This is a genomic window from Chryseobacterium gambrini, assembly GCF_027920505.1.
Classification (GTDB): Bacteria; Bacteroidota; Bacteroidia; order Flavobacteriales; family Weeksellaceae; genus Chryseobacterium; species Chryseobacterium gambrini.
The window spans coordinates 3,393,849-3,414,908 of sequence record NZ_CP115857.1 but is presented as its reverse complement, the minus strand read 5'-3'; the positions used below and the strand labels follow the sequence as shown (position 1 = coordinate 3,414,908).

Below are 21,060 nucleotides of genomic sequence, written 5' to 3'. Positions count from 1 at the left end.
GTAAAATGGAAATAAAGAAACTCAATATTATTATAACGCTTGGTTTTGTTGCTATTATCGGAATTCTGATAGCACAGCTTTTATGGACAAGACAGGCTTATAATCTTGAAGACAAGAAATTCAATCAGACCGTAAACATTGCTTTACTGGAAGTGGTTGAAAAACTTTCCGGCGGAAAAACGTCCTTTACGGAAAGTCCGGTTCAGAACATTTCCAATGATTATTATGTGGTAAATATTAACAATGAATTTCACCCTGAAGTTCTGGAACACTACCTGAAAACCGAATTCACACGTTTTCAGATCAATACCGATTATGTCTACGCATTGTACAATTGCCACAGCGATCAGATGATCTACGGAAAATTCGTATCCAAACATCAGGAAAGCCCGAATGAGAAAGTGATTAAATTTCCGAAGCATAAAAATCTGGTGTATTATTTTTCCATCCGTTTTCCGGATAAAACCACGTATCTCATCAGTTCTTTACGTTTCTGGTATCTTCTCACTTTTGCCCTGATTATTATTCTTTTAGTGTATGTTTATTCTATTTATACGATTATTCAGCAGAAAAAATTCTCGGAGCTGCAAAGGGATTTCATCAATAATATGACGCATGAATTCAAAACGCCTCTTTCGTCGATATTGCTGGCTTCAGAAGCTTTAACCAAGCAGGAACAGATCAAGGAAAACCCTAAATTACAAACCTACACTTCCATTATCACGGATCAGAGCCATAAACTGAATAGTCATATTGAAAAAATTCTGAATATTGCCAAAAATGATGCTTCAGGATTGTCTCTGAAACCGCAAAGAATTATTTTAAAGCCTTTCATTCAGGAAATTGCAGAAACCGTGAAGCAGAAAAATGAAAACATTTCGATTGATTTATCCATTGACGAGAATATTTCCGTTATAGCCGACGAATTCCATTTCAGCAATATCATTTACAATATTCTGGACAATTCCATAAAATACTGTGAAACCCAACCGCACATTATTATTTCTTCTTTAAATGACACAAAAGGTTTATATTTAAAGTTCAAAGACAACGGAATCGGGATTCCTGCGAAAAACCTGCCTCATATTTTTGATAAATTTTACAGGGTAAACACTTCAAAAAGCGATGAGGTAAATGGTTTCGGACTGGGACTTTTTTATGTAAAAAAGGTTGTACAACAGCATAACTGGAAGATTTCTGTTGAAAACAATAATGATAAAGGAATTACCACCACTCTGTTTCTGCCTTTGTAAAGAATATGTGTAATCATGGAAAAATCTAAAATTCTCTACGCCGAAGACGACAAAACCATCGCGTTCCTCATTCAGGACAGTCTGGAAAATCATTACGATATTTCCTGCTATTCTGACGGAAAATCTGCTCTGGAAGCGTTTAATAGAGGAAGTTTCGACATCTGTCTTCTGGATATCATGATGCCGGAAATGAACGGTTTTGAGGTTGCACAGCATATCAGAGAAAAAGATTCTGAAATTCCCATCATTTTCATTTCAGCCAAAGCACTGAAGGAAGACCGGATTAAAGGATTGAAAATAGGAGCCGATGATTATCTGGTAAAACCTTTCAGCATTGAAGAGCTTATTCTTAAAATTGAAGTCTTCCTGAGGAGATCTAAGAAAAAAGAATCTGCACCAACAAAATACAAGGTCGGAAACTATGATTTCGATCCGAACAATTACACCTTACACAATTCGGAAAGCACAGTAACGCTTACTCAAAGAGAATCGGAGCTGCTTTTATTTTTTATCCGAAATAAAAATACCGTTCTCAAAAGACAGGATATTCTGAAGGCGGTTTGGGGCGATGATGATTATTTTATGGGACGGAGTCTCGATGTTTTTATTTCAAGGCTGCGAAAAGTTTTTTCCGGCGAAGAAAATATTTCCATTGAAAATCTTCATGGGATTGGCTTTCGTTTTTCTGAGAAATGATTTTTTTGTTTTTGGTTAATCGTAAAGGCACAAATATTCATTAAATAAGGTCTGATCTTAAGGTGCAAGTATTTCATCTACTATAAATTAAACATCAATCCTTGTGGATAATCTTTGATTTTCCTGCGCTTAAAGATTTGAGACGAATAAAAATCCTGCGTCTTACAATAAGAATATTTTTTATTTATAAAAAGTTTAAACCAACTCTTTATTTAAAATTTAAAAATCTTCTTTAATTTTTCGTTTATGCGTCTTTCCCCACTGCGAAAGCGCCATAATAACAGGTTTCAGGGTTTTGCTGTAATCTGTTGAGATATATTCTACGATGACCGGAATCTGCTCTGCATGCACTACTCTTTTTACGAAACCATTCAGTTCGAGATCTTTTAATTCGTTTGAAAGAACCCTTGCCGAAATTCCGGGGATATTTCTCTGCAGATCGTTGAATCTTATATTCCCTTTATCCTGCAAGACAATAATGATTTTCAGTTTCCATTTTCCGCCGATTACATAGATTGCATCTTCAATGGCGGAAAGATTTTCTGAACAGGCCTGCGCTGTAGCAGGACCTTCAAATTCGAGTGTATTTTCCATAAAACAGATGGTAACTAACCCAAAAGTTACCGCTAACCTTTTGTATACTGCTAACTTTTGATAAGCAAATGTATATAATTTTGCTGAAGAAATTTAAATTTTTAAAAATGAAAAACATCCTTCATATCATTTCAAGTCCGAGAGCTGAACTGTCGGCAAGCAGAAAATTAGGAAATGCCGTAGTGGAAAAAATTAAGGAAAAATATTCTGATGCCGTAATTAAAGAGCGTGATCTGACGAAAGACCACGTTCCGTTTCTGGAAGAAAAGCACATCAATACGTTCTTCTCTACGGAGGAAAGCCATTCTGCAGAACAAACGGAAATCAGCGACTATTCAAAAGGACTGATTTCAGAATTGCAGGAGGCAGATATTATTGTGATTGATTCTCCGATGTACAATTTCTCGGTTCCGGCAACACTCAGAGCGTATTTTGATTTTACTTCGAGAGCAGGATATACTTTTAAATATGATGAAAACGGTCCCAAAGGTTTATTAAACGATAAAAAATTATACATTGCCTTTACTTCCGGCAATATTTATTCTGAAGGTCCTTATCAGGTTTATGATTCTAATGTTCCTTATGTAAAAAATGTTTTTGGATTTTACGGAGTGTCGGACGTAAGTGTTTTCCGTGCTGAAGGTTTATCAATCCCCGGAATAATGGAAACTTCTTTGGAAAAAGCAATTGAGGGTATTAGTATTGACTAATTTTTAACGACTGTTAGTAACTTGATCCTTGCTGAGGTTTTGAACTTTAACAAGGATTTTTTTGTGTTGTCAAGTTTCGGTTAAAGCCAATTTTTCCGTTTTAAATGGAAAAAGCGGGCTAAAGCCCGCTCCTATTGATATCGTTTTTATTTTAATATTTATCATTCGATTTCAAAAAGCAAACGCTCCCCGAATTTCTCTTCATTGATTTTTCCGTTTTCGTAGACAAGATTTCCGTTGACAAAAGTATGGGTGACTTTAGAATGAAAAGTTGTTCCTTCAAGCGGACTCCAACCGCATTTGTAGAGGATGTTTTCTTTTTCAACGGTCCAGTTTTCGTTTAAATCTACCAAAACAAGATCTGCTTTATAGCCTTCTCTTATGAAACCTCTTTTTTCAATTCTGAATAAAATGGCAGGATTATGAGCCATTTTCTCAACAATTTTCTCTAAAGAAATTTTTCCATTTTTATAATTTTCCAGCATTACCACCAGAGAATGCTGAACCAAAGGTGCTCCGGAAGGGCATTTTGTATACACATTCTGTTTTTCTTCCCATGTGTGAGGCGCATGATCCGTTGCAATCACATCAATTCTGTCATCCAGTAACGCTTCCCAAAGTCCGTCTTTGTCTTTTTGGGTTTTTACGGCAGGATTCCATTTGATTAATCCGCCTTTTGTTTCGTAATCTTCATTGGTGAAAGTCAGGTGATGAACACAAACTTCCGCTGTAATTTTTTTATCTTTTAAAGAAATATCATTTCTGAAAAGTTCTGTTTCTTTGGCTGTCGACAAGTGGAAAACATGCAGTCTTGCCCCTGTTTTTTTTGCTAACTCGATGGCTTTCGAAGAGGATTTATAACAAGCCTCTTCACTTCTGATCAGATGATGGAACTTCACAGGAATATCTTCTCCGTACTCATCCAGATATTTTTGAGTATTTGCTTTGATGGTTGCTTCATCCTCACAGTGAACGGCAATCAGCATTTTTGTGTTGCTGAAGATCTTTTCCAGCGTTTCAGGATTGTCGACCAACATATTTCCGGTGGAAGAACCAAGGAATAATTTAATTCCGGGAACATTTCTAGGATTTGTTTTTAATACTTCTTCCAGATTATCGTTGGTTCCGCCCATCATGAAGCCGTAGTTGGCGTAAGCTTTTTGAGAGGCAATTTCGTACTTATCTGCCAATAATTCCTGTGTTACCGCATTCGGAACGGTATTGGGTTGTTCGATAAAACTGGTTGTTCCTCCTGCAATTGCCGATCTCGATTCTGTTTCAATATCTCCTTTGTGCGTTAATCCCGGTTCACGAAAATGCACCTGATCGTCGATAACACCCGGTAAAAGATATTTCCCTTCGCCATCAATAATCCGGTCTGCTTCTTCGGAAATCTGGGAATCTATTTTGGAAATTAAATCGTTATCCAATAAAATATCGCCTTCAACGATCTTTCCTTCGTTAACGATTTTTACATTTTTGATTAAGGTTTTCATTTTTACTTTTTTTACAAATTAGAGATGGAGTCATGCTTCCAACTTTGTCAAAGTTTAAAACTTTGACAAAGTTCTTCAAAATTAAGGTTTATGAATGAATTTTAATGCCGCCGATAAAAAATCAATTTCTAAATATTTACATTTGCATAAAATTTCACACGTTGTATAAGAAATTATTAGGACAGACAATTATCTATGGAATTGGAGCTATAGCGCCAAGAATTATTTTATTCATCCTAAATCCACTTTTGATTTATAAAATTCCCAACGAAGGTTTTGCAATTTTCACACAGCTTTATGCATGGATTTCTTTTGTGAACATTATCCTTTCTTTTGGCTTTGAAACTGCTTATTTTCGATTTTCTGCTGAAGAGGATAATGAGAAGAAAACATTTAATACCTCATTTTGGTTTTTATTTTCAACCTCTAGTCTTTTTCTAGTTTTATGTTATTTATTCAATCAGCCGATTGCAGATTATGCAGGTTATCACAACAATCCGGAATACATACGTTGGTTTGCAATGATTGCTTTTTTTGATAATCTTTTAGTAATCCCTTTTGCCTGGCTGCGTTTCCATAATAAACCGATAAAATACTCTGCAGTAAGAATTGTACAATCTGTATTTCAGGCATTTTTTACAGCAGCATTATTCTTCTGGATCCCCGAAAATGTATCTAAAAGCTTTGGATTGGACCAAAACGTAGACTTCCCCTTCTTTAGTAATTTAGCCGGAAGTGCCTTAGGATTTTTATTACTGCTTCCTATTATATTAAAGGTAAGATTTCAGTTTGTGACTTCTTTATTTAGCAGAATGATTAAATATTCGTTTCCTTTGATGTTGGCTGGTCTTGCTTTCATGGTGAATGAAAATTTCGATAAATCTGTTCAAAGAGGTCTTATTTCTGATGAAGAAGCCGGTGCTTATGGAGGATGCTATAAGTTAGCTGTACTAATGACATTATTTGTCACCGCTTACCGAATGGGAATTGAACCTTTCTTTTTTAAACAAATGGATAAAGGAGATGCTAAAAAAACATATGCTAAAGTAGCTGAGTATTTTGCATTTTTTGCCTGTGTGGTTGCTTTAGGAATTATCGCTAATATTTCCTGGCTGAAAAGTGTATTTATCCCTAATAAATCTTACTGGATCGCGATAGATATTATTCCTATCATTGTGGTTGCCAATCTCTGTTTCGGAATTTATTACAATTTTTCAACATGGTATAAAGTGACGGACAAAACCAGTGTAGGAACCATTATTTCATGGCTTGGAGCCGGAATAAATATTACCCTTAATCTTTTGGCACTTAAGTATTATCACAGTATGCTCGGTTCTGCGTGGGCAACTTTCGGAGCTTATGCTATTATGATGATCGTCTCTTATTTACTTGGTCAAAAATATTATCCTATCCCTTACAGAATGAAAAAAATGTCATTCTTTCTGATATTATTGGGAGTTTTCAGCTTTATCATTGTTAAATATTTTAATTATGATATTTTAATGAGTAATGCCTTATTTATAACTTTTGCAGGTATCCTCATCTATTCCGAAAAAGGGATGCTTTTATCAAAAATCAAACGATAAATCTGGCTCTGAATTTGCTTATACCGGATTCTGCGTTGCATCAGACAAAACTTGAAAACTCTTGGCAATACTATTCCACTCAAAGGTTTTATTGCTATCTTTATAAAAAATTAGAACTAACAAAAAAACATATTTATATCATTTATGAAAATTATTGTTCCTATGGCTGGACGCGGTTCCAGATTACGTCCACATACACTGACAGTACCAAAACCTCTTATCCCTATCGCAGGGAAGCCGATCGTACAGAGACTGGTGGAAGATATTGCTAAAGTTGCGGGAGAAACCATTGAAGAAGTAGCTTTTATCATCGGGGATTTTGGTCCGGAGATTGAAAAATCTCTTATTCAGATTGCAGAAAAACTGGGAGCAAAAGGAAGCATTTATTATCAGAATGATCCTCTTGGGACAGCTCATGCCATTAAATGTGCAGAACAGTCGATGACGGGAGATGTAGTAATTGCTTTTGCAGATACATTATTCCGAGCAGATTTTGTTTTAGATAAAAACTCAGATGGAGTAATCTGGGTAAAAAGTGTAGAAGATCCTTCTGCTTTCGGAGTAGTTAAATTAGATAACTACGGTTTCATTACAGATTTTGTGGAAAAACCTCAGACTTTTGTTTCGGATCTTGCCATTATCGGTATTTATTATTTCAACAGTGCCGAGAAACTGATGGATGAAATTAATTATATCATGGACAATGATATCAAAAACGGCGGTGAATATCAATTGACTACAGCCCTGGAAAACCTGAGAACAAAAGGAGCAAAATTCACGCTTGGAAAAGTAAATGACTGGATGGATTGCGGAAACAAAAACGCAACCGTAGAAACCAACAGCAAAATTCTTGAATACGAAAGAGATGCAATGTCTCATTTTCCCGCTTCTGCGCAGATCGAAAATTCTTTGATTATTCAGCCGTGTTTTATCGGGGAAAATGTGAAAATTTCAAACTCAAAAGTGGGTCCCGGAGTTTCTTTGGGGAATAACACAATCATCGTTAATTCAAATATAGAAAACTCTCTGATTCAGGAAAATACAAGAATCAACCATGGAAACCTTTCCAATTCAATGATTGGTAATTCTGCTCAGTATTTCGGTGTTGCAAGGGAAATTTCTCTGGGAGATTATTCCGTTCTGGACTTTTTGTCTAAATAATTCTTCGAAAATATAAAATATTAACATAAATAAATTATCTTCAAGCCACACAAAACATTTTGTGTGGTTTGGCGTTAATATTGCAACAATTTATCAAATTTTCCGGCATGAAAAAGTGGATTCCATTACTTATTTTAACTGTATTTCTTTTTAACTGTAAATCCAGAAAAACAGCCATGCAACAAACTCAGAATGTTGACAGTCTCGTTGTGAATGATATGAAGGATCCTGACAAAAAAGAAAATCACGTTGGAGACAGAATGGATTTTTATCAGAAAATTTATCTTCATCCGCAGTTTGAATATCTTAAAATTACCAGCAAAATAACGGCAGACAACATAAAAGTGAGTCCGCTGGATGCAGTCATTTATATTGAAACCGATAAAAAAATATGGTCAAGAATAGACTTTCTGTTCTTTAATGCAGCAAGAGCCTTAATTACTCCTGAAGGAATTAAAGCGATGGATAAATACAACAAAAACTACATCGATTCCGATTTTGATTATTTAAACAATCTTCTGAACGTTAACTTTATCGACTATAAAAATCTCGAAAAACTTTTAGAAGGAAGAACATTTTTCACTTTAAGCGACAGAAATGCAAAAATTGTAAAGAATAATGACGGCTATCTTGTAGAATCCATTTCCAACCTCAAAATTTCTACGGAAAATATAGAAAGGGAATATAAAATCATGATGCAATATTCGGATGATTTTGATCTTACAACAGTAAATTTGAGGGATGCTAAATCCAATGATGCCATGCAAATCGTATATAGTGATTGGGAGCTTCAACCGAATAATGTAAAGTTGCCAAAAAATGTTAAAATAATTATAAAAGGAAGTAAAAACAGCCAGATTTTAATAGAAAATACGAAATTTGATTTTTCGAGGATGGAAACACCCTATTCTGTTCCATCTAGTTATAAGAAAATTGAGATTCAATGATTAAAAAATTTAGCTTTTTAATAGGTATTTTACTGTTCGGATTCCACTATGGGCAGAATCAGAAAAAAGAACAGCTGCAAAAGCAAAATGCTGAACTTAAAAAACAAATTGCACAAATAAATACAGACTTAGCAAAGACAAGAACCGAATCTAAACTTTCGGTTGCTTATCTTGATAACGTTAATAAAAAACTGGCTTTAAGAGAAAAAGTCTATACCAATACCCAGAAGGAAAAGAGGTTTATTGAAGACGATATTTACCTGCGTCAGCTGGAAATTAACCGTCAGAATAAAGATCTTAAAGTTTTAAGAGACAATTATGCCAAGGTTTTGGTAAATGCCTACAAAAATAAAGGGGTACAAAACAAGGTAACGTTCATCCTTTCGGCTAAAAATCTGGGGGAAGCGATAAGAAGAGTTCAGTATTTAAAGCAATATTCTGATTATCAGGATAAAAAAGCAGCGGAAATTACCAATGCGGCAGAAAAAATAAAGCAGACCATTGCCAGAAGACAAAACTCTGTAAAAGAAAAAGCAAACTTATTGGTAAGTCAGCAGAAAGATTTAACAACGATTAATGCAGAAAGAGCGCAAAAAGAGCAGCTGGTTGCAGAATTTAAGAAAAATGAATCTAAGCTTACTGCTGAACTAAGACAAAAGCAGACTCAGTCTAAAGCTTTGGAAGGACAGATCAGAAGCATCATTGCCGAAGAAATCCGAATCGCCAAAGCAGAAGAGGAAGCAAGAAAAAAAGCGGAAGCTGAAAAAATCCGTTTGGCAAAAATAGCGGCTGAGAGAGAAAAAGCGAGAATTGAAGCTGAAGCTAAAGCCAGAGCAGAAGCTTTGGAAAAAGAAAGATTGGCCGCGGAAGTTGAAGCTAGAAAAACAAGAGAGCTTGCTGAAAAAAGAGCTGAAGAAGAAAGAAAACGTAATGAAGAAGCAGCCCGTTCTGAAGCAACAGCAAGAGATGAAGCGAGAAAAATAGCAGCCAAAAAAGCTTCTGATGAAGCTAATGCAAAAGCGAAAGAAGCGTCTGACAAATTAACGGCAGCAAGAGCAGCAGAAGCGGCATTGGTAAAGAAAAAAGAAGACGATAAGAAAGCTGCAGAAAGCAAAGCAATGACCAATTATGGCGTTACTACTGTAGCGGGAAGCAATTTTGCAGATAATAAAGGCAGATTGGGATATCCTGCAGACAGAATAGGACAGATTACGCACCGTTTCGGAAGACATCCGCATCCTGTATTTAAAAATATTGATGAGGAGAACAACGGGATAAAAATCTCCGTACCCTCCGGAACAAGAGCAAAATCTGTATTTCCGGGAACAGTATCTTCAGTACTGGCAAACAGCGACGGAACAAAAACCGTTATGCTGAGACACGGAAATTATTTTACCATCTATTCCAACCTTTCCGGCGTAAGTGTTTCCAAAGGACAGCAGGTTTCCGCAGGAACACCGGTTGGAGTGGTAGGACAGGATTTTGACGGAACCTATACCCTTGATTTTCAGGTATGGAACGGAAGTACTCCGGTAGATCCATTAGGTTGGGTTTCTTATTAAAAAAAGACTAACTTTGTAAAAATTTTAGAAATGAATACATTAACAATACTGTCATTATCTTGGCAACACATTTTGATCGTAGCGGTCATTCTGCTTCTACTTTTCGGAGGTAAAAAAATCCCTGAACTGATGAGAGGTGTAGGTTCTGGTATCAAAGAATTTAAAGATGCTGTAAAAGAAGAGGACAAACCGGGTTCTGAAAACAAGACAACAAACAACAACTCTTCGAGCAACTAAAAATTCTTTACACTCAATGAATTTTACTGAGACTGCATGGAAAGTCTTCAATCAGGCTATTGAAGACTATCACGTGTCTGATGACGTTAACACTCTAATTAATAACCCGTTCGAAAAGGATACTTTGGAACGGATTTTGTATGCTAAAAACTGGATTGACACCGTTCAATGGCATTTGGAAGATATAATTAGAGATGAAAATATTGACCCAACTGAAGCTCTTCATTTGAAGAGAACAATTGATACATCCAACCAGAAAAGAACAGATCTGGTAGAATTTATCGACAGTTGGTTTCTGAAAAAGTTTGAAAATATTACTCCTAAGCCTGACGCAAAAATAAATACCGAAACAATCGCCTGGGCGGTAGACAGGTTATCAATTCTTGCATTAAAGGTTTATCATATGTCGCAGGAAGCCTACAGAGAATCTGCTTCAGAAGAGCACAGAGCAGCTTGTAAAGCCAAACTGGATGTTCTTCTTACCCAGCATGAAGATCTTTCCACTTCTATTAATCAGTTGCTTACTGATATCGAGAACGGAGATGTTAAGATGAAAGTGTACAAACAAATGAAAATGTACAATGATGAAAGTCTTAACCCAATCCTTTATCAAAAGGGGCAGCAAAAATGAAACGAATAATTTTTTTTGGAGTACTACTAATTATAACATCTTCCTGCGCAACGGAAAAACCCAATTTTTCTCCGTTGTCGAATAGTTTTTATAGCGAAACAAAAGGTTCAGATTCTGATAAAGGAGCCAAAAACAACATCGAAATTAATGTTCGTGACAATGTAAACGCTTCAGAAATATCCAATCTTATTGCTACTTTTCCGCAGTTTAAAAATACAGCTTTAAACACTGAAATCACTACTTTAAAGTACAGCCTGCAAAACTATCTTTATGCTATAGATGCCGGTAATCTTCAGGGTAAAAACAGAGCAATAAAAGACTTTGAAAAATCCTATAAAAAAATTCAAAAGCTAAGACAGAATCTTAAAGAGGACGACAATGAGGTTCTCAACAGATATTTGGTTAGATTAAAAACCAATATTTCTGCTATAGAAGATTCTGTAAAAAGAAACTAAAAAACCAATTAGGAATTAATGATTAAAATTCAGGCGGAATCCAACGTCCCTACGGAATACGGAACGTTCCGAATGATCGCGCTCTCTGAAAACGAAAACGACTGGATGCCTCACATGGCGATCGTTGCAGAAAATACAGATTTTTCCAAACCTGTAAACGTGCGTTTTCATTCAGAATGTATTACCGGGGAAGTTTTCCATTCCAAAAAATGTGAATGCGGACAGCAATTAGATGCTGCCATGAAATACATCCATGAAAATGGAGGCATTATTATCTACCTTCGTCAGGAAGGAAGAAATATCGGGATCATCAATAAATTAAAAGCATATTCTTTACAGGAAAAAGGTTTTGATACCGTAGAAGCCAATTTAAAACTTGGACTTCCTGCGGATGACAGAAACTTTGGAGTTGCTATTGAAATCCTGAATTTATTGGGGGTAAAAGATATTAATCTTCTTACCAACAATCCTGAAAAAGTAAAATATGTAACCGAAAGCAATATCCACCTCAACTCAAGAGTCCCGTTGCAGATTCCGGCAAACGAAATCAGTAAAGGATATTTACAGACAAAAAAAGATTATTTTGGTCATCTACTCGATGACAGCGATAAATAAAAAAGCAAAAGCTCCGAAAGAAATTCCGGAGCTTTTTTGTAATTATAAAAAACTGAAAAGATATATTCTATTTAGCGTAAAAAGTCTTTATTTTAGACTCGTCGATATTATAATATTTAATTACACTGTTGTAATCATCATAATTAACACTAGCATTTTTACCTGCACTTGCCGGAACCAAAACAATTCTGAATCTTTGATTATTTAAATATTCATTCGCTTCTGTGCTATTTAATCCTGTTGCCAAATTAAAGTTCTGATCATCAATTCTAATTTGAACATTTTGGCTATCAAAAACAAAATTATATTGAAATTCTCTATCCGTTGGCATTCCTGTAGAATTAGGAATATATTCCATTTTAGGGATTAATTGCCAAGCTGCACCTAAATTTCTGTAGACTAAAACAACATCAGTTCCTTGAATATTTATTCCTTGAGTAAAAGCATAATTATTACCTGAATTAAATGATCCAACTACATCTTTTGATTGAGAATAGGTATCACTATCCGTATCGTCCTTGCAGCTAAATATAAATAAGCTTACAAAAGCCATTATTAAAATTGGAAGAAATTTTTTCATTTTATAAAAGTTTAGTTGTTTATTATTTATAAAGCGTATTCAAATCATATACCAAAAATTTCAAAAACTTTGTTTTCATCATTTTTTTAGTTGTATTTTTGTTCTTATTCAAAAAATTATGAAGAAACTTATTTACAGTTCACTTTTCATTTTCATATTCTCAAGCTCAAAACTATCTGCTCAATATCAGCCTAAAAACATTTCCAAAGACGATCTGAAAAAGGCAAACCAATGGGTAGATAAAACCTATAAAAGCTTATCTCAGGACGAAAAACTGGGACAGCTTTTTATCGTGGCACTTTACACCAACCGAGGTGAAAATGAAATTGAAAAAGTAAGGAGTATTGTCACCAATGATAAGATCGGAGGATTAATTCTGATGCAGGACGATGCGGCAAGAGAAATCACTTTGGTAAATGAATTTCAGCAAAAATCAAAAGTTCCTTTAATGATAGGAATGGATGCAGAATGGGGACTGTACCAGAGAATCGCTGCGGCGCACAAATTTCCGTGGGCAATGACTTTAGGAGCTATTCAGGATAAAAGTTTAATTGAAAAAATGTCGGCTAAAATTGCGGAAGACTGTCACCGGATGGGCATCAACTGGGATTTTGCGCCTGTTGTGGATGTAAACACCAATCCCAACAACCCGATTATCGGAAACAGAAGCTTCGGCTCGGAAGTCAGCAATGTGGTAAATTCTGCATCGGCTTATGCAAACGGACTTCAGAACAATTCTATTTTAGCGGCAATTAAACATTTTCCCGGACACGGAGATACAAGCACAGATTCGCACACCGATCTTCCTGTGGTAGCACACAATCTTGAAAGACTGAACAATGTAGAACTTGCCCCTTTTAAAACCCTTATGAATAAAGGAATCGGAGGTGTAATGGTAGCGCATTTATACGTTCCGGCTTTAGAACCCAATAAAGGAATTCCGGCTTCAGTTTCTAAAAACATCATCACCGGTATTTTAAAAAATAAATTCGGCTACAAAGGCTTAATTATTACCGATGCTTTAAATATGGGCGCTGTTGCCAACAAATATAAACCCGGAGAACTGGATGCAATGGCTTTTAAAGCAGGAAACGATATCATGCTGTTTTCACAGGGAGTTGCAGAAGGAAAAAAACTAATTCAGAAAGCTATTGAAAGCGGCGAAATTTCACAATCACGAGTGGAGGAAAGTGTGAAAAAGATCCTTTTAACCAAATATTTTTTAGGACTTGATAAATACACCCCTAAAAATCCTGAAAACATTAATTCAGATTTAAATAATGATTCTCATAAAACTTTAGTTCAGAATCTCTATTCAAATGCACTCACTTTGCTGAAGGATGAAAAAAAACTGCTTCCTCTGAACGGAAAACAAATATATTATGTTCCATTGGAAGAAGCCCCTTATCAGACATTTACCAATCGATTAGGTTCAAATATCATCATTAAAAAAGCTGATGAAATTGCTGCGATCCCAGCAAATTCCACAGTGATTGTCGGTTTCCATAAAGATAATTCCACGGCTTATAAACCTTATAAAATTTCAGACGCTTCAAAGAAAGTGTTATCCGAGCTTACGAAAAATCAGAATGTCATTCTTAATGTTTTCGGAAGCGCTTACGCGTTGAAAGATATTGACATTTCAAAGGTTTCAACCGTTCTGGTTTCGTATGAAAACAATGAAGACTCAATGAACGCAACAGCCGATGCATTAAACGGAAAAACAAAAATCCAGGGCAGACTTCCTGTTTTGGTAAATGATAATTTGAAGGCAGGAATGGGAATGGATTTAAATAATTCACAAAAATAAATGCAATAAAGAACACATGATGTCAAAAATTATTCAACTTTTAGCTTTTATCGTTATTTCAGTTACATTCAACACAAAAGCGCAGCAGTTTGATGCTACTTTGTACTTTTTGGATGGAAGCAAAAGGACCGGAAAAGCAGATATGGTATCTAACGAAGAAACTAAACTGGCTTTTATAGAAAACGGCTCTAAAAAAAAGGAGAAGATAAAGATGAATTTACTGGATAAAGTAGAATACATCAATCCGAAAAACAATGAGACAGTAACTGCGGAATTAAAGGAATATATTTATTTCTTTTTATCGGATAAACCTAAAACCACTTTTTGCTGGATGAAAAAAATAAATTCAGGAGAAATTTCAACGTATGTTGCTTACGCCTACGATGGTGGGATTAATAACGGATATCATTACTCCGTAACGCCTTCTTCTCATGAATATTTCTTCTTTCAGTATAAAAATGAAAAACCGCAGGTTATCTATATTAACAATAGTATTCCCACTCTTAATAAAAAGCAAATGTTAAAAAGACAGGTTAAAAATTTTTTCATAAATATATGCCCGAAACTAGTAAGTGATTTTGAAGCAGAAAAAATAGTAATTAAAAATAATAATCCGGAAGTATTACGCCAGTATTATGAAAAAAATTGCAGTACAAACAATTAAAAAATACCACCAAAATAAATGAAAATAGGCATACTTTGCTATCCCACCTACGGAGGAAGCGGAATTGTAGCAACAGAACTCGGAATGTCGCTTGCCAACAAAGGCTATGAAGTCCACTTCATCAGCAGTGCGCTACCTGCGAGATTAGATATTACCAATCCGAATATTTTCTTTCACAGGGTAAATGTTCAGACTTATCCGCTTTTCCAATATCAGCCGTATGATATTGCGCTGAGTTCGATGATTTACCGAGTGGTGAATCTCTATAAGCTGGATCTGCTTCATGCACACTACGCGATTCCTTACGCTTACGCAGCTTTTACAGCCAAACAGATGCTGAAGGAAGACGACAACGATATTCCCTTGGTTACAACGCTTCACGGGACAGATATTACATTGGTCGGGCAGCATCCAAGCTACAAACACGCTGTAGAATTCTCCATCAACCAGTCGGATGCGATCACTTCGGTGTCGGAAAGTCTAAAAAGAGATACGCTCCAGTTCTTTAAGATTAAAAAAGAAATTCAGGTGATTACGAATTTTATCGATAATTCTGAGTTTGACGAGTGTAACGAATGCCAGAGAACACAGTTTGCCAATCCGGACGAAAAAATCCTGATCCACGTATCGAACCTGCGTCCTGTAAAGCGCGTGGAAGAAGTATTGCAGATTTTCAAGAATGTTCAGAAAAAGGTAAAATCCAAACTTATCATCATCGGAGAAGGTCCGGATATGGAAAAAATCAACCAGTTCTTAGAAGAAAATCCGGATCTGATTTCAAAAATCCGTCTTCTGGGTAAAGTAAATGATCTTTATAGAATTCTTCAGCTTTCGGATGTATTCTTACTGCCTTCTGAACAGGAAAGCTTCGGTCTTGCCGCACTGGAAGCAATGGCAGCCAATACTCCGGTCATCAGCTCGAATGCGGGAGGAATTCCGGAAGTAAATATTCAGGGAGAAACAGGCTTTCTTGCCGAGATCGGAAATGTGGAGGCGATGAGCAACTACACCATTAAGTTACTAAGCAACGACGAACTTCTGGCGCAGATGAAAGTCAATGCCAAAGAACAGGCAATAAAATTCGACCTTAAAAATATTCTTCCGATCTACGAAGAAATGTACAGAACCACCATCGAAAATTTCAAAAGTGAACTTACCAAAGCATAGCATTATATAAAGAAAGTTTTGACTTACCAAAACCTAACAGATTTTAAAAACCTGTTAGATTTATACCATAAAAACACAACGGCTGCATTCAAAAGGATGCAGCTTTTTTATACATCGAGTTTTGGAAGATTAATATTTTTCATGCAAATAATTATTTTCTCTGAAAGGATTTATGACTTTTGAATTATTTATAAAATAATTTTCTTATTTAATTGATTTTCAAATATTTAATATTTTCAAATCATTTTTATTTTATATTTGCATTAAACACCCATGACCGAAAAACTCTTACAATATCTCTGGAACCATAAAGTGTTCAAGCATTTCGACTTCAAAGATCTTGAAGGCAATCCCGTTGAAATTTTAGACTTCGGAAAATGGAATACAGATTCCGGTCCGGATTTTCTGGCGGCGAAGGTGAAGATCAATGAAATTACTTTTGCAGGAAATATTGAACTTCATGTAAAATCTTCCGACTGGATCTTTCACAACCATTCACACGATCCAAACTATCAGAATATAATTCTTCATGTCGTTTTTCATAACGATTGTGAAATTGAGGAACTGAAAAATAAAAATATTCCCACCTTGGAATTAAAAGATCATATCGACGAAAATATTCTGTGGAAATATGAAAAACTGATCGGCGGAACGCAGTTTATTCCCTGCGAAAATATTTTTGATCCCGGCAAAATTCCGGTTCACTTTCATGAAGAAAATGTTCTTAAAAAACTGGCGGAGAAATCTTTAGAATTTGAGAAGAACTTGGCTCAGTTTAAAAATAATTTTGAAGCCGTTTTGTTTCATTCTTTAGCCTATTCTTTCGGATTAAAGGTGAATGCATTTATTTTCAGGCAAATTGCGGAAAGCATAGATTTTACCATCATTAATAAGATCCGGCAAAATGAAATGCAACTGGAAGCTTTATTTTTGGGTATTTCCGGCTGGCTGGAAAATCCGGAGGATGAAACGATGAAAATCTGGAAGCGGGAATTTGATTTTATCAAGGCAAAATTCAACATTTCCGATCTGAAATTTCATCCTAAATTTCTGAGATTACGACCACCCAATTTTCCAACGCTCCGTTTGTCGCAGTTGGCGAATCTTTATTTCCGGCATCAGAACTTATTTTCAAAAATCATCCATGTTAAAAATACAGAAGAGCTTTTCGAAATTTTTAGTGATATCAAAGCTTCTGAATACTGGGATGATCATTATAATTTCGGGAAAATATCATCGGTAAATCAGCCCAAAGTTGTATCGCGCGATTTTATCGAATTGATTATTTTGAACACAATTTTACCTCTAAAATACACCTATCATCAATATCATAACGAAGAAATTGCAGACGAAATCCTGCTTTTTTACAAAAACCTTCCGTCCGAAAAAAATTCAGTTATTGCTGCCTGGAAAAAGCTGGGCATGAAATGTAAGACAGCACTGGAATCACAAAGTCTGATTTATCATTTTAAAAATTCCTGTGAAGAAAAAAATTGCTTAAATTGCGGTATTGGATTTAAAATTTTAAAAGAATCTTCAAATGCTTGACAATATCCGCCATAAAATGGAAAGAGAATGGTTTGGCGTTCTTACAAGAACGGGCGCAAAACTCGGAATTCCTGTTTCTAAACTGAGAGTTTTTTTCATCTACTCTACTTTTGCAACGGCAGGATTTTTCTTTTTAATTTATCTGGGACTGGCATTCACACTTTGGGTAAAGGATATTTTTATCACCAGAAGACCCAATGTTTTTGATTTATAGATATGGAATTTTTACAGATCACTTCTACGGAAGATTACAGGGTTAAGGAAATTTTTGAGGCATACTGCAAAACGTTTCCCGAAGACGAAAGAAGAGACTGGGACAAATTGTCTCCGCTGTTCTCACACCCTAAAGTGAAAATAATTTCTGTACTTCACGAAGCTAAAAATATAGGCTACCTAATCATCTGGGAACTCAGCAATTTTGCTTTTGTGGAACATTTTGAAGTGTTTGAGGAATTCAGAAGCCAGAAACTGGGATCTCACATTACCCGTTATCTTTTTGAAAATTATCCAAGAATTGTTCTGGAGATAGAACACGGACATTTAACAGAAGATACGAAAAGACGCTATTCTTTTTATCAGAAAAACGGATTCAGCCTGATTGATGAAATGTATGTTCAGCCAAGTTACGGCGAAGGAAAAAATCCTTTGAATTTATGGCTTCTTGCTAATTATCAACCTGAAAATCTAAAGGAAGTAAAAGACGAAATCTACGATATTGTTTATCATTAAAATATAAAATCCGAAGTTTTAAATGCTTCGGATTTTTTTAGTAAAAAACTAATTTACCTGATATTCCAGCTTTATGGTAATACTTGCTTCCTTATCTTTTGAAGCGGTATTGAAGGTTCCGCCATAAGAATAATCTTCATTGGAATTCGGAGCCGTGATCTGGATAACGCCCATCGTTGCTTTTTTCAGATTTCCCAGACTGCTTCCGGAATTTTCAGCAATTTTTTCCGCGCGTTCTTTGGCATCTTTTGTGGCAGAAGCAATCATTTCCTGTTTTACCGTAGCTAATTTGGTATAAAAATAATTTGGCGAAGACGATGTAAATTCTATTCCTCTGTTGATGATTTCCGTAATATTTCTTGAAAGATTTTCAATTTTTGCGACTTCTTTACTTTCAATCGATACAGTCTGGGTAAGGTTGTATCCGGTAAACTCATTCTGAACGTTATTCCCATTATTATCTGTATAATTTTTGAACTGTTTCTGGATGTCCACAGAAGAAAAAACAATCTCATTTTGCTTTACTCCTTTTGATAATAAATAATCGTTGATGGTTTTTCGATCTGAAGCCAGTTCATCATAAGCCAATTTCAGGTCAAAATTATTCTTAGAAAAACTTCCCGACCACGTAATAAGATCAGAAGTAAATTGTTTGGTTCCCAAACCTGTAACAGAAATGGTATTTTCAGATTTGTTTCTGTTTTTAATCGCATTTCCTAAAAGTCCGAGCCCGATAACGAAACCTAATGCTGCAATGGCAATCGAAAGAATGTTTTTATTCATAAAAATTTGTGAATTTGTTTGTTACAATAATTTTCCGCTTATCCTTAATTAATCATAATGCCTAATTTTAACACAAAGTTCTCAAGGGTTTTTAAATATTAACCGCTTTTTAAGTTCACAAAGGCGTTTCACTCAACAAAGAACCCAAAGTTTTTTTTAATGATGAAAAATTACGGACAGCCATAATAATTTTAATGTCTGTTTACTAAACTATTGCATCAATTCTCATTCCAAATTTTAAGATTTTTTTAACATTTATTATGGTATTTTGCTTTCTTTAATTCTTTTAACAAAAACAGGAATTGCGTCGTCCATTCTGGATAAAGCTCCGGTTAAATTTTTGGCTCTTACAAAAGTTCGCGTTTGTGGTTTATTCACAAATGCAAATTCTATAAATTCTGAAATCCGCTCCGCAGGAATGCCTTCTTTCGTAAAATATTCGTCTTCCACCCTGTTTCTTACCCACAAAATATCTTCCTGAAGATCATCATACCGATATTGGCGCTTCATTCTTCTTGCATCTCCACTGATGAGATCATACAATCCCTGAACATTAAGGCTTCCCAAAAGAATCGGAATTAAAACCTGCTTCACTTCTGCCGGTTTTTCGCGCATTTTTCCTACGGGTTGCGGCAATCCTACCGCATCTTCCACAATTTGCCCTTTATCGGTTTTCGCTACCGCGCGAGAATCTTTGTCTAGATCTCCGGTAATTTTAGCCACTTCCACTTCTTCAATGTCTTCTGCAATTCTTGTCAGTTTAATATTAAGGTCTTTGTTTAAACCATACATCGCTTTTATGGAAGATCTTTCAAAACCGTTTCTTACAAAACGGATTTCGTCATCCGGAGAAGCGATCTCAATAGAAAACGTTCCGTCATTGGCTGTATACGTTTTTTTGTCAGCAGAAACATTCATTACCGTAACGGAGGGTAAATTGATGCCATCTTCATCCGTAATTCTTCCCGAAATTTTCTGTTGTGAAAAGACATTCACAAACATAAAAAACAGAATAATAACTAATCTGAGGTTCATAAGATCATTTATTTTTGAGGCTGCGGCGATTTATAAGCTGAAATTCTTCCCAACACAGCATTTTTAAACCGATTCATATCTGCTTCAGTACAATAGCCGTATTTCAGGATATTTTTTCTTTCAAAACCTGTTCTTAAAATATAAAGGATGAAATGCTGGATCTGTGGTTTAGGAATCTGAAGTTCTTCAAAGAAGGTATCTCCTAAAGAATTTTGCAGATAATTCATCAGATCCACATCGTCCCATTTGTTTTTAACTTTCCCGAAACTGTAAATTCCTTTGGTTACCGGCTGTACAAATTCTCCCGGTCTGGCTACTAAAACTCCCGGAGCCGACTTTTGGGACATATATTTCGCCAGATCGTTCTTCAGTTTTTCAACTTTTCTTGGCGGATTCAGATTTTTAGAATCTATTTTAATATCTCCGGTTACATTTTTCTTAATTTCCACTTCTGCAATCAGTTCTGCCGCTCTTATCATTATTACATTAACCGGAGCCGTGATGTTTTCCTGAGTAATTTTACGGTTTGTACGTTCATAGCCCGATTTTACAAAACGAAGCTCGTCTCCTGCCCTTCCCGAAATCATAAAATGACCATCACGATTGGTCAGAACCCGTTCATCAGTCCGGATATTGATCACCGTAACTTCTGGCATCTCATTTTTATCCTCAGAAGTTACTTTTCCGAAAATATAATTCTGAGCATTACAGTTAATGAAAAATAGAGAAGCTAAGACAAAGAATAGTTTTATTTTCACAGGTTATTTTTTATAAAGCAAAACTAAAGTTATTTTTAAACTA

Annotated in this window: 23 protein-coding genes; 17 read left to right on the top strand and 6 right to left on the bottom strand. The window is 35.5% G+C overall.

From position 1 onward, the window contains the following. The first annotated feature begins 5 nt into the window (after positions 1-5). Both PFY09_RS15695 and PFY09_RS15690 read left to right on the top strand, forming a co-directional pair. Positions 6-1,253, top strand: coding sequence for a sensor histidine kinase (locus tag PFY09_RS15695; RefSeq protein WP_271160307.1), 1,248 nt, complete (start codon positions 6-8; stop codon positions 1,251-1,253). A gap of 15 nt (positions 1,254-1,268) precedes the next feature. Continuing rightward, positions 1,269-1,949 (top strand): response regulator transcription factor, encoded by a 681-nt coding sequence (locus PFY09_RS15690; RefSeq protein ID WP_108410428.1) that lies wholly within the window; start codon positions 1,269-1,271, stop codon positions 1,947-1,949. Positions 1,950-2,168: 219 nt separating this feature from the next. On the opposite strand, the gene PFY09_RS15685 is transcribed toward PFY09_RS15690, so the two are convergent. Continuing rightward, complete coding sequence (locus PFY09_RS15685) at positions 2,169-2,543, bottom strand: winged helix-turn-helix transcriptional regulator (RefSeq protein ID WP_271160306.1); 375 nt, start codon at positions 2,541-2,543, stop codon at positions 2,169-2,171. A 107-nt stretch (positions 2,544-2,650) separates the two neighbouring features. Here PFY09_RS15685 and PFY09_RS15680 point away from each other — a divergent pair, with 107 nt between their 5' ends. After that, entirely contained in the window at positions 2,651-3,253 is a 603-nt protein-coding gene (locus tag PFY09_RS15680) for an FMN-dependent NADH-azoreductase (protein ID WP_271160305.1), read from the top strand. A gap of 161 nt (positions 3,254-3,414) precedes the next feature. On the opposite strand, the gene PFY09_RS15675 is transcribed toward PFY09_RS15680, so the two are convergent. Next, positions 3,415-4,749: a dihydroorotase gene (locus tag PFY09_RS15675; protein ID WP_271160304.1), complete on the bottom strand. Its 1,335-nt coding sequence runs from the start codon at positions 4,747-4,749 to the stop codon at positions 3,415-3,417. A 161-nt stretch (positions 4,750-4,910) separates the two neighbouring features. Here PFY09_RS15675 and PFY09_RS15670 point away from each other — a divergent pair, with 161 nt between their 5' ends. The 8 genes from PFY09_RS15670 to ribA all read left to right on the top strand — a co-directional run bounded on the left by PFY09_RS15670 (position 4,911) and on the right by ribA (position 11,943). After that, positions 4,911-6,335, top strand: coding sequence for an oligosaccharide flippase family protein (locus tag PFY09_RS15670; RefSeq protein ID WP_271160303.1), 1,425 nt, complete (start codon positions 4,911-4,913; stop codon positions 6,333-6,335). A 144-nt stretch (positions 6,336-6,479) separates the two neighbouring features. After that, a complete protein-coding gene (locus PFY09_RS15665; RefSeq protein WP_076395095.1) occupies positions 6,480-7,496 on the top strand; it encodes a sugar phosphate nucleotidyltransferase in 1,017 nt (338 codons plus the stop codon). A 107-nt stretch (positions 7,497-7,603) separates the two neighbouring features. Beyond that, positions 7,604-8,443 (top strand): DUF4292 domain-containing protein, encoded by an 840-nt coding sequence (locus tag PFY09_RS15660; protein ID WP_271160302.1) that lies wholly within the window; start codon positions 7,604-7,606, stop codon positions 8,441-8,443. Further along, positions 8,440-10,005, top strand: coding sequence for a peptidoglycan DD-metalloendopeptidase family protein (locus tag PFY09_RS15655; protein WP_076395091.1), 1,566 nt, complete (start codon positions 8,440-8,442; stop codon positions 10,003-10,005). The genes PFY09_RS15660 and PFY09_RS15655 overlap by 4 nt, the downstream gene beginning before the upstream one ends. Before the next feature lie 30 nt (positions 10,006-10,035). Further along, positions 10,036-10,242, top strand: coding sequence for a twin-arginine translocase TatA/TatE family subunit (locus PFY09_RS15650; protein WP_076395089.1), 207 nt, complete (start codon positions 10,036-10,038; stop codon positions 10,240-10,242). 16 nt (positions 10,243-10,258) lie between these two features. Further along, on the top strand, positions 10,259-10,873 hold the full coding sequence (locus PFY09_RS15645) for a DUF4254 domain-containing protein (RefSeq protein WP_076395087.1): 615 nt from the start codon (positions 10,259-10,261) through the stop codon (positions 10,871-10,873). Then, positions 10,870-11,328: a hypothetical protein gene (locus tag PFY09_RS15640; protein WP_076395086.1), complete on the top strand. Its 459-nt coding sequence runs from the start codon at positions 10,870-10,872 to the stop codon at positions 11,326-11,328. Before PFY09_RS15645 ends, PFY09_RS15640 begins: the two co-directional genes overlap by 4 nt. 18 nt (positions 11,329-11,346) lie before the next feature. Next, entirely contained in the window at positions 11,347-11,943 is a 597-nt protein-coding gene (ribA, locus tag PFY09_RS15635; RefSeq protein WP_076395085.1) for a GTP cyclohydrolase II, read from the top strand. 67 nt (positions 11,944-12,010) lie between these two features. On the opposite strand, the gene PFY09_RS15630 is transcribed toward ribA, so the two are convergent. Next, entirely contained in the window at positions 12,011-12,523 is a 513-nt protein-coding gene (locus tag PFY09_RS15630; protein ID WP_256038177.1) for a hypothetical protein, read from the bottom strand. A gap of 118 nt (positions 12,524-12,641) precedes the next feature. Between PFY09_RS15630 and PFY09_RS15625 the strand changes: the two genes are divergently transcribed. The 6 genes from PFY09_RS15625 to PFY09_RS15600 all read left to right on the top strand — a co-directional run bounded on the left by PFY09_RS15625 (position 12,642) and on the right by PFY09_RS15600 (position 18,441). Further along, positions 12,642-14,333, top strand: a complete 1,692-nt coding sequence (locus tag PFY09_RS15625) for a glycoside hydrolase family 3 protein (RefSeq protein ID WP_271160301.1) — start codon at positions 12,642-12,644, stop codon at positions 14,331-14,333. 19 nt (positions 14,334-14,352) lie between these two features. Then, positions 14,353-14,997: a hypothetical protein gene (locus tag PFY09_RS15620; protein WP_271160300.1), complete on the top strand. Its 645-nt coding sequence runs from the start codon at positions 14,353-14,355 to the stop codon at positions 14,995-14,997. An 18-nt stretch (positions 14,998-15,015) separates the two neighbouring features. Further along, the gene (bshA, locus tag PFY09_RS15615) at positions 15,016-16,164 is read left to right on the top strand and encodes an N-acetyl-alpha-D-glucosaminyl L-malate synthase BshA (protein WP_108409079.1); all 1,149 of its coding nucleotides are present in this window, start codon (positions 15,016-15,018) and stop codon (positions 16,162-16,164) included. A gap of 273 nt (positions 16,165-16,437) precedes the next feature. Continuing rightward, positions 16,438-17,712 carry a DUF2851 family protein gene (locus PFY09_RS15610; protein WP_271160299.1) on the top strand — a complete coding sequence of 425 codons (1,275 nt, stop codon included), beginning with the start codon at positions 16,438-16,440 and terminating at the stop codon, positions 17,710-17,712. Beyond that, complete coding sequence (locus PFY09_RS15605) at positions 17,705-17,926, top strand: PspC family transcriptional regulator (protein WP_029297636.1); 222 nt, start codon at positions 17,705-17,707, stop codon at positions 17,924-17,926. The genes PFY09_RS15610 and PFY09_RS15605 overlap by 8 nt, the downstream gene beginning before the upstream one ends. A gap of 2 nt (positions 17,927-17,928) precedes the next feature. Next, complete coding sequence (locus PFY09_RS15600; protein ID WP_108410510.1) at positions 17,929-18,441, top strand: GNAT family N-acetyltransferase; 513 nt, start codon at positions 17,929-17,931, stop codon at positions 18,439-18,441. Positions 18,442-18,489: 48 nt separating this feature from the next. Here PFY09_RS15600 and PFY09_RS15595 read toward each other — a convergent pair whose 3' ends face one another. From PFY09_RS15595 to PFY09_RS15585, 3 genes are all read right to left on the bottom strand, one after another. After that, positions 18,490-19,224 carry an SIMPL domain-containing protein gene (locus tag PFY09_RS15595; RefSeq protein WP_271160298.1) on the bottom strand — a complete coding sequence of 245 codons (735 nt, stop codon included), beginning with the start codon at positions 19,222-19,224 and terminating at the stop codon, positions 18,490-18,492. A gap of 258 nt (positions 19,225-19,482) precedes the next feature. After that, a complete protein-coding gene (locus tag PFY09_RS15590) occupies positions 19,483-20,259 on the bottom strand; it encodes a carboxypeptidase-like regulatory domain-containing protein (RefSeq protein WP_271160297.1) in 777 nt (258 codons plus the stop codon). Positions 20,260-20,267: 8 nt separating this feature from the next. After that, positions 20,268-21,017 (bottom strand): carboxypeptidase-like regulatory domain-containing protein, encoded by a 750-nt coding sequence (locus PFY09_RS15585; protein WP_271160296.1) that lies wholly within the window; start codon positions 21,015-21,017, stop codon positions 20,268-20,270. Positions 21,018-21,060 lie beyond the last annotated feature (43 nt).